Below are 13,241 nucleotides of genomic sequence, written 5' to 3'. Positions count from 1 at the left end.
CCCGCGCGTTTTATATCTTAGGCAACCACCTGGGCCGGAAGCTTCACCGCAAACAGGGAGCCTTCATTTACCTGGCTTTCCACAATAAGCTCGCCGCCGTGCCGGCTGATGAGCTCCTCGCAAATCATCAGCCCAAAGCCGCTCCCCGACTCATTCTCGGTGCCGTTGGTGGAGAAATATTTCTTGCGTCTTATTTTCTTCAGGGTCGCTTCACTTATGCCTATGCCCTGGTCTTTTATCTTCACCAAGATCTCATTTTCTGTTGCCGCAGAAACGGCCACCTTGCCTTCCTTTCTGGTAAACTTAACCGAATTGGACAGCAGATTACGGAAAATCACTTTCAGCATTTCATGGTCGCCTACTACGCTTAGCTCTGGCGCTACGTCATTGGACACGGTGATTCCCTTGTTTTGCAAAGAAGCCTCCTGCTCGTCTATGAGTTTGTCCAGCAATGATTTCAGGTTGATTTCCTCGGGCACAATGGGGTCGCCTTTCATTTGGCTTTTAATCCAGAAAAGAAGGTTCTCCAGCAGCGACAGGGATCTTACATACTGCTTCTCCAGCTCCTTCAACAGAGGTTTATATTGTTCTGCGCTTAAGAGTCCGTTGTTGATTAGCTGCAGAATGCCTTTGGTGTTGGCCAAGGGGCCCCGCAGGTCATGCGACAGGATGGAGAGCAGCTTATCTTTCATCAGGTTGGCCTCTTCCAAACTCTCATTCTGCCGGGTGATGGCTTTGTTGAGGGCCTCCATTGCCAAAGAATGCTTTTCAATGACTTCGTTCTTGATGGCCAGTTCTTTGTTGGCGTTACGCGCCTTCAGGTAATTCCGGTACCATAGGTAGGTGATAATGGAAAGCGCCAGCAAGATCACAAGGGCCATGCCCAGCGCGTAATACGTGATCTCAGCTTTCTGGCTGGCCAGCACCGCCTCTTTCTCATAGGCTAATTGCTCGTCCTGCTTCTCCTTGAGAATATCCAGGAAATTGATGGCGTAGGTTCTTTCCAGGTCAAACAGTTGCCGCTGCTTCTGCAAGAGGGTATCTTGCCACGCGGCTACCAGCAGGTAGTTTCTCTGCCCTTTGTAGATAATGGCCAGATTTTCCATCGCCTCAATTTCAAGCTGCGACGCATTGATGGAGCGGGCGGCCTGTAATGCGGTTATGGCTAGATAAACGGCTTCTTGGTGCTTTCCTTCGTGGCTGGCGATCAAGGCAAGCTGACTTTGGGCCAGGGAAATGCCGTATCGGTCGTTTGTCGCTTGGTCTAGTGCTAAGGCTTTGGTGAAATGCTGCTTTGCTTTAGATAGCTTGCCCGTCTCCAGATACAGCAAACCCAGGTTAAAGTGCGATTTCTTATACCCGTACTGGTAGTTTCTTTTCTGGCTTTCCTGCAAGGCCTGGGTAAAATACGCCTCCGCATCCGCGAATTCCTTTTCGGCCAGTTCTACCAGCCCAAGGTTATTCTTCACATTCACCACATCATTCCATTGCTGAAGGGCGATGTAGTTCTCCAACGTTTCTTCATACAGTTCCTCAGCCTCTGCCAATTTCTGGGCATCTTTCAAGGCCGTGGCAATCTGCTGCTTTGCGCGGGCTATGTTGAACGTGTCTTTGGCAACCTGACTGATCTGAAGCGATTTGTAGTAAAGGGACAGCGCTCTTTTGGCGTAGCCGTTTTGCTGGTAGATACCGGCTTCATACAGATAAGAAATGGCTTCACCCTTTTTGTACGCGTGCTTTTGGGCGAGCAACAGCGCACCATGCAGGAGATTCAGGGCCTGGTCTATGTCCTGGCGCTTTACCTCAAAGCCAAGCTGGTTCAAGGAGTCAACCCTGCCCTCTACAGTTGCCGGGGGTACCGGTGTTTTCCCCATCGTCTTTACCTGCGCCTGAACCGGCGCAAACAGGCATGAAACTATAGAGATACACAGAAACACCAATATCTTCCGCATCATCTTTGCGTTTTTGGAATGTTTAGCATTGGGGCGGGCAAAGGTTTTCTTTAACAAGAAGAATACTACTCAACAAAACTAAGATAAACCCAATAATTACCCACCAGATACCACCTATACACAAAGATAAATACAACAATTCAACAATTACACATAATATCAATTACTTATTTTCAGCTTTACATAAGTCTGTTAGCTAAAAACCTAAAGCCTGCGCTTTAACAGGATTCTTAATTCATCTTTAATAGTAATAATCAAACATTACATCCATCCTTTAAAAGGCTAAAACTACAGCCTTTTAAACGGCAAAAGAGCCATTGGTCATTTGTTTGATTGAGCCCACCGGTATTTGCATTACAAAAGACAAGCCTTGGCCACTACATGCGCTCCTTTTGAAGAGCGATGCGGCAGCCAAGGCTTGCTATGCCCCTGGGCTCACAGAATATCAATCCATCATGTCTGCGGGACGTGGGGCTTGCGGCGCGGCGGCTGGGTTCCAACTCATGGGGTAATTCTGGTCTACCAGTTCCAGCGCATCAACCGTTAAATACAGAGGCTTGAAGGTGTCTATCATCACGGCCAGTTCATGCGTCTCTTTCTTGCCGATGCTGGCTTCCACGGTGCCGGGATGCGGCCCGTGCGGAAGGCCGCTGGGGTGGATGGTAAACGAAGCGATGTCAATTCCTTTTCTGCTCATGAAGTTACCGGCCACGTAATACAGAATCTCGTCTGAATCTACGTTGGAGTGGTTGTACGGGGCCGGAATGGCCAGCGGGTGGTAATCAAACAACCTAGGAACGAAGGAACATACCACGAAGCCTTGCGTCTCAAAGGTCTGGTGTACGGGCGGCGGCTGGTGCACGCGGCCGGTAATGGGCTCAAAATCATGGATAGAGAAGGCGTACGGATAAAAGTAGCCATCCCAGCCCACCACGTCCAGTGGCGAGAAGTCATAATGGTATTGGTGCAGAAAACCTTCTTTCTTAATCTGCACCAGATAGTTGCCGGGAGCATCATCCACCAATAACTCATGCGGCGGGCGTATGTCCCGCTCACAGTAGGGCGAATGCTCCAGCAACTGCCCAAAGTGGTTGCGGTAGCGGCGCACGGTCTCCACGGGGCTGAAGCTTTCGGTAATGAGCAGGCGCACCGGCCCTTCGTTCCATTTCCATTGGTGGATGATGGTGCGCGGAATGACCACGTAATCACCCGCCTCCACTTCCAACCGTCCCATCTGCGAGTGCAATTCGCCGGAGCCTGCATGGATGAACACAATCTCGTCTGCCAGCGCATTTTTGTAGAAGTAGGTCATGGTGCGCTCCCGCGGAAGGCAGATGGAGATGGTGCAGTCTTTGTTCATCAGGAGCGTTTTGCGGGCACTCAGGTAATCTTCGCCGGTGGCTTCCCCTTTGAACGGCCGGATGTGGTACGGCGCCAACGGCACGTCTGACCTTACCGGCCCGTACGGCACCGGCTCCCCTATTTTGGTGATTCTGGTGGGCGCGTGCCGATGGTAGAGCAAGGAAGACACACCAGAGAAACCCAGGGTGCCCACTAATTGCTCATGGTACAGACTGCCGTCTGGTTGCCTAAACTGCGTGTGCCGCTTGCGGGGAATAGAACCTAACCTGTGATAGTATGCCATGCCTGTTCAATGAGTGAAGGAGTGATTTGATGAAGGAGTGAATAAAGAGCTGTTGTTTTATGCCTGTTTTCCTAAAAGTAGCCCGCAAACGGGTTACAAGCGGATGCTTGCGGCAGTGTACAGATAAACCTCTTGCTTTTGGCCTGTTTTCATAAAAATAGACTAAAAACAATGGCCAAAGCGGATGCTTGCACCAGAGGAATTGCTTTAAAGGCTGGTTAATGAAAAACTCCAAACAGTCTTTAAGTTAAGACATCCTCCCCAGAAAGCAAAAAGCGCGACCGGAAAATCCAGCCGCGCTTTTGCCCTATTTTCCTAAAAAGAGGCGTTTATCTCCCTAAACTGATTTGTTTGGCTCGGTCAAAAAGCCCTAGCGCCTTCTGGAAATCTGGGTCAATCTCGTTCAATACCGGGTAGAACCCTGCGGCTTCAAACCGACTGCGGGCCACAAATGCTTTCAGGTTGTTCCGGATGGTTTTCTCTGAGCGCTTCAGCTCTTTAGGGTCTACTTTGATGTCAACGCGTCTGGCCTCTTTCAACAATCCCTGCAACATGGCATCCGTTACCTGAAAGTTTTCCTGGAACTGGGCCAGCGTCGTGTTCTCTAACTGTGCCTTGTGCTCCCGGAAGTATGTTAGGGCATATTCGCGCAGCACGTTCTTGCGGTACAGTTCGGTTAACAGGTTGGTGTTGTCTGTGGTGTCACGCGGCACAAATACGTCTGGCATAATACCGCCGCCGCCGTACACAATACGCCCGCGGCTGGTTTTATACTTGAGCGAATCATTGAACTTGATGCTGTCCTGGCTGAAAAGCTCCCCGTGCTTGTAGCGGTTCATCAAATCCATTTCGTATTCCTCCGTTGATTCAGGGTCATACGGTTTCTGGATGGAACGGCCGCTGGGGGTGTAGTACCGGGAGATAGTCAACCGAAGCTCACCGCCATCTGACAAGGAGATTGGCACCTGCACCAAACCTTTCCCGAAGGAGCGACGGCCCACCACAAGCGCGCGGTCATGGTCTTGCAAGGCCCCGGCCAGAATCTCAGACGCCGAGGCGCTTCCTTCGTTGATCAGCACAATCAGCTCACCGGTTTCAAAGTCGCCTTTCACCTTGGCGTAGTAGTTGGCATCGTACTTAGAGCCTTTGCCATCGGTGTAGACCAGTTTCTTGTTTCCGGAGATAAACTCGTCGGCCATGCGGGTGGCGTGGTCTAGATATCCGCCGGGGTTATCGCGTAAATCCAGAATCAGGCGCTGCAAACCTTGTTTTTTCAAGGCCGTCAATTTGTCTTTGAACTCCTCATAGGTACCGTTGGAGAAGCGGCTTACTTTGATGTAGCCTGTTCTGTTGTCAACCATGTACCCCGCATCTACGGACACCGACGGGATTTTACGCCGGGTTACGGTAAACTGCATTGGTTTCGTTTCCTTCGGCCGCAACACGGTAAGATTGACCTTGGAGCCTCTGGGGCCGCGCAGTTTCTTGAACACGGTTTCATTGGAGATATTGACCCCGGCAATGGCTTCGCCGTTCACTTTCAGGATTTTGTCGCCCGCCTGAATGCCCACTTGCTCAGAAGGCCCTCCGCTCAGCGGCGCAATCACGTACAGCGTATCACGGAAGATGTTGAACTCCACCCCAATGCCGTCAAAATCACTCTCCAGGTAAGAGCGGGCCATGGTCAGGTCTTTGGCCGGAATGTAGGAGGAGTGCGGGTCTAGCTTCTGCAGCATCTCATTGATGGCAAACTCAGAAAGCTGTTCGGTGTTCACGGTGTCCACGTATTCGCGGTCAATGTAGCTCAGGACTTCCCTGAACTTAAGATATCCGCGCGCGGTACCCTGCGGATTGCTGGAACTAGGCTGGAACAGAGTAGCCCCTACCAAAATACCTACCGCCACCGCCAACCCCAGAAATAATGGCAAGCGCACCTGAAACAAAGAGTTATCTACTTTCTTTTGCTCTGTATTCTCCGTCATGTTCTATCTAGCATATTAGCACCAAAGAAAATGCTCCTGCAAGCTACTGATTATTGAACAGTTATAAGCCGCTCGCAAAAAGCAATTCTCCCTTATAATACAAAAACCAACCCAGTAAAGTTGCCTTGAATGGTTAGGCGTTGCCGGTTAACTTCTGCGCCATTTTCTTCAGCTCGCGGGCGTATATCTGGCGGTAGCTTCCGTGGCGGGAGGTGGTGTCTGCGGCGGAAACAACGGGACGGGCCTGTACCCGTTTGGCCGTAGCAAGTGCCACCTGGGCAATCTGCTGGTCACTCCAATGCCCTTTCAAGGCGCGCAGGCACTTGTAGATCAACTCAGAGTCTTCAGATTTGGCTTCTATCAACTGCTCTGTATAATAGCCAATGGTATTGAGCACATTGGCGTTGCCCATGTCTTGGTAATAATGCGGGAACAACTCATGGCGCAACATTTCATTGGCTCCCTGCTGCTGCAAGACAAACAGATAGTCCTTCTTCATGTTTTGCAGCAAAACCCCTTTTATATCGGCGTGCTTGTCTGCCCAGTTGGCTTTATCTGCGTGGAGTTTTATAATGCCGGGAATCTCTTCAAACGGATTCTTTTTAACTCCCGCGGGCGGGGTGAGCCCCACGTATTTAGATCCCTGCGGGAAGGTCATCTCATATTCCGGCTCTTTGGCCTTGGTGCTGGCAGTGTCAGCCGTTGTAGCCGATGAATCTGCGGCTTGTTGCTGCTGGTCAGATGACGTTTTGGGGCCCATCTTCTCACAGGACGCAAGGCTTACCACACTACAAATCACTAGTGCCCACACGGCACGGTTGGCAAATGAAAAATTCATGAATTGGTTTTAAACTATGACAATAAGACAGCGGCTATACAGCAAACGCACCTTCCGCTCCTAAAGTAATACTTTACATAAGTTACCGAAAGCAAATAGGCGAGATTTTTTGTCAACGCGTTATCCCCTTAGCTGTCTATCAGCTTTCCAGCAGGCTTGTTGCTCTTCGTTTCTAAGCGGCCAGCCATCTTTTTCAACTCCCGCGCATACACCTGCCGGTGATACCCGCTGACCGTAGCCGTATCTCCCGGAGATTGTATTTTTCTTTTCTGCACCCGTTTGGCGGTAGAGAGGGCCGCCTGGGCAATTTGTTCCTTGGGCCAGTAATCTTTGAGGGCCCGCAGGCACATATATAGCAACTTGGCGTCTTCAGACTTGGCCTCCAGTAATTGCCCGGTGTAAAAGCCAATTGCCTCCAGCATATTGGGCTGCGTAGGATCCATGTAAAAATGCGGGAACAGTTCATGCCGAAGCATTTCATTGGCGGCCTGCTGTTGCAGCACAAACAAGTAGTCTTTGCCCGCGTGCGCCAACAGCAACTGCCGCATGTCTGTGTCTTTACCGGCGTAGTCCCGCACCGGCCCATTGGCCTTTACAAGGCGCTGCACCTCCAGAAACGGATTGGGGGTTAGCCCGGCGGGAGGCGGGAGGTTTTCGTAAATAGACCCGGCCGGGAACGTAAGTTCCCACTCCGGTTCCGGAAGTACTTCGCCGCGGATGGGGGCCGAGGCCATGACCTTGGTGGCCCTTTGTCCTTGCCGGTACTCGGCCTTGGCAGGATCTGGGTTCAGGAAGAACCGCTGCACCACTAACGTAGCCAATCCCAGCGCAATCAGGAAGATGTCAATTTTATAGATTTTCTTCATTTCCAGGGTTCCTTTCATGTTGTACTCCCTCCTGAAACTCAGAGCTTGTTTAGACTTCATTTTGCACCGCAAACAACCAAAAAAGAACCTGCCGAAGCGTTGTTCTGGTCATTTTGGCCGGGTGACCTGAAATCTAAATACGCTTCTCCCAAATACTTTTCACAAGATGCGTTTTGGCTCTGTTTTCCACAAAACAGGGCCAAAACGCTGCCTGCCGCTATTCCCGTGCCTCATGCTCCCCGGTTTGGAACACGGTTTTCTCCAGTTCAAGCTGTTGCTTTTGCTCTGGGGTAAGCGGCGCCATTTGCTTGAGATCGGGCTGGCCGGCGTTTACCCAGGCCGTAAACCAGTAACTGGCCACCAAATGGATAGCCAGACGCATCTGCCGTTCTACCTGGCCGTGCAGCCCCCGGTGGTAGGCCTGGCTGAATTCCCGGGAATAGACTTTGACCGTAGTGGCCCCGCGCTCCTCCAGGCTGTACTTTTTGTCTTCAGAGAAGGTGCGGGAGAGCTGTTTCTCCACGGAAAACACAGAGTCCAAAGCGGCATGTGACCGGGCCGCTATTTCCCAGGCCGTGCGGTTGGGACTCTCAAGATACTGCGGCGATCCTATAAAGAAATCATATTCCGAGGCCCAAAGTTCCGGCAACCGGCTCTCCCATAACCCGTGAATGCCCCGCTGGTTTGTAAACTGCCCGTTATAGTTGCGGGTGGTGTGCAGCGGCACGCAGGCATCGGCTAGGTAGTGGCCCAATTCGGCGGAAAGCCGCAGGACACGGGGCACGTCATGTTGCTGAAAGGCCTGGGTGAGTTGGTACTGCACCAACCCGATGTGCCAGGGCACTATGCCGTGCCGTTGCAGGGTGTCCAGGGTGAACTGCTTAACGGCTTCTTCCCAGAAACGGGGCAGTTTGTGCGCGGCACTGTCGCCGTACACGTCCAGGTCAATGAAATGGCGGGGGCCTTCCTCGGGCACGGCATACCGTCTTTTGTCCGGAGCCACGGCCTGCTCAATGAGATACGGCAGATGCTGCTTGTAAAACCCGATCATCTCGGGCGCTAACGTGTACACCGCCTGCTGGTTGATGCGTTGGTGCGCGTAGAAGCCCCAGCCCAGGGCAACACGCCCTAGCCCCAAAAGCAGCAGCAGGAACAGAAACCGTTTTCGCATGGGTTTGTATACGCACAACCTATGACCGGAAGTTCTTGTATTTCAGGCCTCTTTCTATGAAAACAGGCGAAAAACGGGATAGTGGCAGAGAAGGCATGATGGTTAAAGAATGGCCTTTTTGTAGTCAGACACAATACCTTGCGTCTGGCGTGCACGAGCGTTCCCTAGAGCCAAGACGCAACGTAGTGCGTCTCTACATTTCAGGTAGCGTACTTGCTATAGTACTGCCAAAAGCGGAAGTGGGGCAACGCTCTACAGGAACAGCTGTTTCAGGCCTTCTTTTAGGAAAACAGAACTAAAACAGCGTTAGAGCCGGGCGTTCTTCTTAGCCTGCAGGTAATCTTCTTTTTTGAAAATCTTGATGCCGTAGTAGTTGATTTGCTTGTAGTCATAGAGGCGGGCCACAATCTGTTCATCGGCGTAGTCTGAGTAGGCGTCTACAAAGTCCAGCCCTTCTATCTGCTCGCCTTCCTCCAGCAGGGCCATGTCGCGCTGTTTCACGTTTCTCCTGATCTTGTCGAAGGCTGGGCCGCCCTGGGCGTTATAGAGGATGCGGTTGGGGCTGGTGTCACTATAATAGAGAATACACCAGGCATCGGCCCCCTCCCCTTCGGGATTGAACGCCCACACGGCTTTTCCCATCTTAGCTTCGGCGGGGGCCGCATCAGACTTGGCTACCCAGCCTTTGCCTTGCAGGAAAAGGGCGATCTCCTGCTTGCCCATGCCCTGCAGTTTCAGGAGTTGGTCAAGGTTCAGCCCTTGCCCCACGCAGGAAAGGGAGAACAACATAAATACCGGATATAGAACGAGCTGTTTCATACTACCTAGCTGACATCAACTGACTGATAGTAAGATACATCATTATTCTTTAATTTAAAAGCAGAAAGATTCAATACAAAGCAGAAGCTACTATTTATAATGGGAAACGCCATTTTTAGATGAGCCGCAGTTCTGCCGTTGTTGGTAAAAACACCAACAACGGCAGAACTCTTGATTTGTGTCCATGATAAAAGGATAGGTATCGCGAATTGCCAGACTCGTGCCTACGGATGATGGGTAGTCTCTGAAACCCTCACCGCAAAGTAGCCAAGCGGGGTTGCAGAATAATATAAGGCTGCTACTTGGGCAACCGCCTTTTACCACCCCGCCCTTCAGACACCCCTCCTAAAGCTAATATTGTAGGGAAAAGACCTTTCTTTGCTGTTCGGGAGTTCTACTCCCGAACCTGCCTGCAGCGGAGTTCCACTCCGCCGGGAGCCACGGGCGAAAGAAGGGGAGTGGAACTCCGAAAGAGCGGTTTGATTCTCTGGAACCTTTTGGAAACAGAAATAAATAACCACTCATTTTTCCCTTCAGACACCCCTCCTAAAGTAGGTGGGGAGTTTTTGGTTGCCTGCGTTATACCGTTTGCCCCAAAGACCTCGTAGCGCCTGCCAGACCTGTGAGCGTCTGCGCCAACGGCCGCCACGTTTTAGGCCTCCTTCTAATAAAATAGCCTAAAAACAGAAAACCTCACAGGTCTGGTAGACCTGTGAGGTTTAAAAAACTCGCTAGTGGCCAACTACCGTCTGCCTACCGTTGCGAATTTCATGCGGTAATCGGCGTCTACGTCGCCTTTGGAGATTTTGGTGAGTTTGCCTTTGAGGAGGCGCTTTTTCAGGGCAGATAAATGGTCGGTGAAGAGGATGCCTTCAATGTGGTCATACTCGTGCTGGATCACGCGGGCGGTCACGTCATCAAACTCCTCCATGTATTCTTTGCCTTCCAGGTCATAGTACTTGATCTTGATGCGTTCTTGGCGCCACACTTCCTCACGTACGCCGGGAATGCTCAGGCAGCCTTCGTCAAAACCCCACTCCTCGCCAGACTCTTCCAGAATGGTAGGGTTGATGAACGCTTTTTTCACGCCTTTTTCTTCTTCGCCCTCGTCCAGGAACGGCTTGGAGTCAATCACGAACAGCCGGATGCTTTTGCCAATCTGCGGGGCGGCCAGACCTACGCCGTGGGCGTGGTACATGGTTTCAAACATGTCCTCAATGAGTTTAGGCAACTCCTCGGAACTTAGGGGGATGTCTTGGGCTTTGGTGCGCAGCACCGGATCGCCGTAGGCAACTATAGGGTAAATCATAACTGGTATTCTCTGCTCTCTAAATAACTCTGTAAAATAATGGTGGCGCTGATTTTGTCCACGGTGGCTTTGTCAGCGCGGGCTTTTTTGTTCAGGCCCATGTCTATCATGGTCTGGAACGCCATGCGCGAGGTAAAGCGTTCATCATGGGTGACTACTTTTTTACCGGGAAACTGCTTCTTAAGTTGCCGCACAAAGCCTACCACGTGCTGGGTGTTGTTGGTGTCTGAACTGTCCAGGTGCTTGGGCATGCCCACCACAAAGGCATCTACCTCCTCTTTCTGGCAGTACTGGGCCAGAAACGCGAGCACATCTTTGCTGTGCACCGTATCCAGCGCCGAGGCGATGATTTGCAACGGATCTGTGACCGCCAGCCCCACCCGCTTCACGCCGTAATCTATGGCCAATATGCGTCCCATGGTTTCCGTTTTTAGAGCTTGTTTGAATTTCAGGTTTGCTGGCGAAAGCAGCCAGAGAAAGGTTCTGCGGAAGTGTTTTTTGAGCGGCGTAGCAGCGCTACGGCGCGAAAAAAAGGCGAACGCAGGTTCTTGCTATGGCCGTTTGTAGTGCAAAGATGAAGTGTAAACATGCTCTTACGTCATTTTCCTGAAAGAAGCCTTAAAACAGGCGGCTTTTCAGAAACAGGGCAAAGGTAGCGCATAATTCTGAGAACCGTTTCCTAAGACTGGTTGCCTGTTTTAACCGAGCGCACTTTTACGTACCTTGGGGATGGAAACAAATCTCTCACTCATGTCCTTTACTTCTTCTGGCCGGTCTCTCCGGTTCACTTTTCTGGCGCTGCTGTGGAGCCTCTCCCTTCCCGTCTTTGCCCAGGTAGATTTTCAGAAACTAGACACCTATTACCAAAAGGCCCTTAAAGACTGGAACGTACCCGGCATGGCCATCGCCATTGTCAAGGATGATTCCGTGGTTTTCGCCAAAGGCTACGGCGTGCGCGACCTACAGAAAGGCGGGGCCGTGGATGCCAACACCGTCTTCGGGATTGCCTCTAACACCAAAGCCTATACCGCCGCCGCGCTGGCCATGTTGGTAGACGAAGGCAAACTGAAGTGGGATGACCCCGTGACCAAATACCTGCCTTACCTGCAGCTATATGACCCGTACGTGACCCAGCACCTGAACATCAGAGACCTGTTGAGCCACCGCGTGGGCCTGCAAACGTTCTCCGGCGATTTGCTTTGGTACCACACCACCTACAGCCGCAAAGAGATTTTGGAACGTGCCAAATACCTGAAGCCCACCTACCCGTTCAGAAGCGGTTATGGCTATTCTAACCTCATGTTCATCGCCGCGGGCGAAGTGATTGAGGCCATTTCTGGCAAGCCTTGGGAGCAGTTTATCCAGGAGCGCATTTTTAGGCCGCTGGGTATGGCGCGTTCCTATACGTCCGTAAACCAACTGAAAGGAATAGAGAATGTAGCCACGCCGCACGGCAACCCAACCGCTGAAAACGGCAAACCGGTACCCACCGTGCTCACCGCCTGGGACAACTGGAACCCGGCCGCCGGAATTTTCACCAGCGTGAACGAAGATGCCAAATGGCTGAAACTGCAATTGAACCGAGGCACCTACCAAGGCCAGCGCCTGTTTTCTGAAACGGCCGCGCACACCATGTGGACGATGCATAACCCTACGGTAGTGGCGAAGGAGATGGAAAAAACCACGCCTTCCCTCCATTTCAGCGGAGCCGGCCTGGGCTGGATGCTAAACGACTACCAGGGCCGGAAGATAGTAGCCCACGGCGGCGGCCACGAAGGCATGAACAGCCGCACCGTTTTAGTACCCGAAGAAAAGCTGGGCATCATCATCCTGACCAACAGCATGAGCAGCATCATGGCCCCTATCGCCAACTATACCATAGACCAGTTCATGGGCATCACCAACGGCCGCGACTGGAGCCAGTTTAATTTACAGGCAGCCGCTGAAACCAGAGAGGCCAAAAAAACGGTTGAGGCCAAAGCCTCAAAGGGAAAATCTTCCAAAGTCAAACTCACCCGTGACCTAAACGCCTATGCCGGCACTTACCACAGCCCTCTGTATGGAAATGCGGTAGTAACGGTGCAAAAAAACAAATTGGTCTTGAGCCTGGCCGCTGCCCCAGCCTTGGGCGGTGAACTTTCGCTCTGGCAACCCGATATCTTTGACCTGGCCTGGAAAAACAGCTTTGCGTTACTCACGCCTACCAAAGCCCGGTTTCTGCCCGGCCCAGATGGTTCCATTGATGAGTTGCGCTTAGATGCCAACAACCCAGATTTCCACTTTTCAGAACTGGAATTCAGCCGGGTGAAATAACCAGAGACCATCTACGCTGTCTAAGGGGTATATTTTGGAAATCAGATTAAAAACCCCTCATGGCGCAGATTTACTTCCGCGGCTTGCTGTTCAGGTAATCTTGGGTCACGAAAGTAAATCCGCGCCATAGTTAGGACTAATGGAACACAGGGAGCCTTGTCAGTTAAATCAGGTAAGGCTTACTGGTTAAGGGGCATAATCCAGAAAACAGATTAAAAACAGAGATTTCTGTAATAATTCCCCGCCTGCACCGACTTATAGGTAGTAGTTCCTTCTACAAGCCCAGGCAAACTCGCTTTCCAAAAGCTTAAGCAATTATTTTCCAATAAGTTAATGAACCTTTTCT

At 51.5% G+C, this 13,241-nt stretch carries 11 protein-coding genes; 2 read left to right on the top strand and 9 right to left on the bottom strand.

Annotation, left to right across the window (positions count from 1 at the left end; all coding sequences use genetic code 11):
* Nucleotides 1–17: 17 nt before the first annotated feature.
* The 6 genes from HHO50_RS06255 to HHO50_RS06230 all read right to left on the bottom strand — a co-directional run bounded on the left by HHO50_RS06255 (nt 18) and on the right by HHO50_RS06230 (nt 8,454).
* On the bottom strand, nt 18–1,955 hold the full coding sequence (locus HHO50_RS06255) for a tetratricopeptide repeat-containing sensor histidine kinase (RefSeq protein ID WP_181305131.1): 1,938 nt from the start codon (nt 1,953–1,955) through the stop codon (nt 18–20).
* Nucleotides 1,956–2,397: 442 nt separating this feature from the next.
* On the bottom strand, nt 2,398–3,597 hold the full coding sequence (locus tag HHO50_RS06250) for a homogentisate 1,2-dioxygenase (protein ID WP_181305130.1): 1,200 nt from the start codon (nt 3,595–3,597) through the stop codon (nt 2,398–2,400).
* A 329-nt stretch (nt 3,598–3,926) separates the two neighbouring features.
* Complete coding sequence (locus tag HHO50_RS06245; RefSeq protein WP_181305129.1) at nt 3,927–5,579, bottom strand: S41 family peptidase; 1,653 nt, start codon at nt 5,577–5,579, stop codon at nt 3,927–3,929.
* Nucleotides 5,580–5,712: 133 nt separating this feature from the next.
* Nucleotides 5,713–6,417, bottom strand: coding sequence for a hypothetical protein (locus tag HHO50_RS06240; RefSeq protein ID WP_181305128.1), 705 nt, complete (start codon nt 6,415–6,417; stop codon nt 5,713–5,715).
* Between the two features lie 128 nt (nt 6,418–6,545).
* Nucleotides 6,546–7,343 carry a hypothetical protein gene (locus HHO50_RS06235; RefSeq protein ID WP_181305127.1) on the bottom strand — a complete coding sequence of 266 codons (798 nt, stop codon included), beginning with the start codon at nt 7,341–7,343 and terminating at the stop codon, nt 6,546–6,548.
* A gap of 157 nt (nt 7,344–7,500) precedes the next feature.
* A complete protein-coding gene (locus HHO50_RS06230; protein WP_181305126.1) occupies nt 7,501–8,454 on the bottom strand; it encodes a zinc dependent phospholipase C family protein in 954 nt (317 codons plus the stop codon).
* Nucleotides 8,455–8,510: 56 nt separating this feature from the next.
* Between HHO50_RS06230 and HHO50_RS06225 the strand changes: the two genes are divergently transcribed.
* Nucleotides 8,511–8,753 carry a hypothetical protein gene (locus tag HHO50_RS06225; protein ID WP_181305125.1) on the top strand — a complete coding sequence of 81 codons (243 nt, stop codon included), beginning with the start codon at nt 8,511–8,513 and terminating at the stop codon, nt 8,751–8,753.
* Nucleotides 8,754–8,760: 7 nt separating this feature from the next.
* On the opposite strand, the gene HHO50_RS06220 is transcribed toward HHO50_RS06225, so the two are convergent.
* From HHO50_RS06220 to ruvX, 3 genes are all read right to left on the bottom strand, one after another.
* The gene (locus HHO50_RS06220; RefSeq protein WP_181305124.1) at nt 8,761–9,273 is read right to left on the bottom strand and encodes a hypothetical protein; all 513 of its coding nucleotides are present in this window, start codon (nt 9,271–9,273) and stop codon (nt 8,761–8,763) included.
* Between the two features lie 742 nt (nt 9,274–10,015).
* Complete coding sequence (gene def, locus HHO50_RS06215) at nt 10,016–10,582, bottom strand: peptide deformylase (protein ID WP_181305123.1); 567 nt, start codon at nt 10,580–10,582, stop codon at nt 10,016–10,018.
* Nucleotides 10,579–11,001, bottom strand: a complete 423-nt coding sequence (ruvX, locus tag HHO50_RS06210) for a Holliday junction resolvase RuvX (RefSeq protein ID WP_181305122.1) — start codon at nt 10,999–11,001, stop codon at nt 10,579–10,581. The genes def and ruvX overlap by 4 nt, the downstream gene beginning before the upstream one ends.
* A 310-nt stretch (nt 11,002–11,311) precedes the next feature.
* On the opposite strand from ruvX, the gene HHO50_RS06205 reads away from it, so the two are divergent.
* A complete protein-coding gene (locus HHO50_RS06205; protein ID WP_255478617.1) occupies nt 11,312–12,895 on the top strand; it encodes a serine hydrolase in 1,584 nt (527 codons plus the stop codon).
* Nucleotides 12,896–13,241 lie beyond the last annotated feature (346 nt).

The organism is Rufibacter sp. XAAS-G3-1, from assembly GCF_013623775.1.
Classification (GTDB): Bacteria; Bacteroidota; Bacteroidia; order Cytophagales; family Hymenobacteraceae; genus Nibribacter.
The sequence above is the reverse complement of the archived record's forward strand: the minus strand, read 5'-3'. Positions and strand labels throughout refer to the sequence as shown.

Excerpts from the sequence above, each read along its gene's own strand:
- HHO50_RS06220 (WP_181305124.1), bottom strand. The coding sequence starts at position 9,273 with ATGAAACAGCTCGTTCTATATCCGGTATTTATGTTGTTCTCCCTTTCC.
- HHO50_RS06245 (WP_181305129.1), bottom strand. The coding sequence starts at position 5,579 with ATGACGGAGAATACAGAGCAAAAGAAAGTAGATAACTCTTTGTTTCAG.
- HHO50_RS06255 (WP_181305131.1), bottom strand. The coding sequence starts at position 1,955 with ATGATGCGGAAGATATTGGTGTTTCTGTGTATCTCTATAGTTTCATGC.
- HHO50_RS06240 (WP_181305128.1), bottom strand. The coding sequence starts at position 6,417 with ATGAATTTTTCATTTGCCAACCGTGCCGTGTGGGCACTAGTGATTTGT.
- HHO50_RS06230 (WP_181305126.1), bottom strand. The coding sequence starts at position 8,454 with ATGCGAAAACGGTTTCTGTTCCTGCTGCTGCTTTTGGGGCTAGGGCGT.
- def (WP_181305123.1), bottom strand. The coding sequence starts at position 10,582 with ATGATTTACCCTATAGTTGCCTACGGCGATCCGGTGCTGCGCACCAAA.
- HHO50_RS06205 (WP_255478617.1), top strand. The coding sequence starts at position 11,312 with ATGGAAACAAATCTCTCACTCATGTCCTTTACTTCTTCTGGCCGGTCT.
- HHO50_RS06225 (WP_181305125.1), top strand. The coding sequence starts at position 8,511 with ATGAAAACAGGCGAAAAACGGGATAGTGGCAGAGAAGGCATGATGGTT.
- HHO50_RS06250 (WP_181305130.1), bottom strand. The coding sequence starts at position 3,597 with ATGGCATACTATCACAGGTTAGGTTCTATTCCCCGCAAGCGGCACACG.
- HHO50_RS06235 (WP_181305127.1), bottom strand. The coding sequence starts at position 7,343 with ATGAAGTCTAAACAAGCTCTGAGTTTCAGGAGGGAGTACAACATGAAA.
- ruvX (WP_181305122.1), bottom strand. The coding sequence starts at position 11,001 with ATGGGACGCATATTGGCCATAGATTACGGCGTGAAGCGGGTGGGGCTG.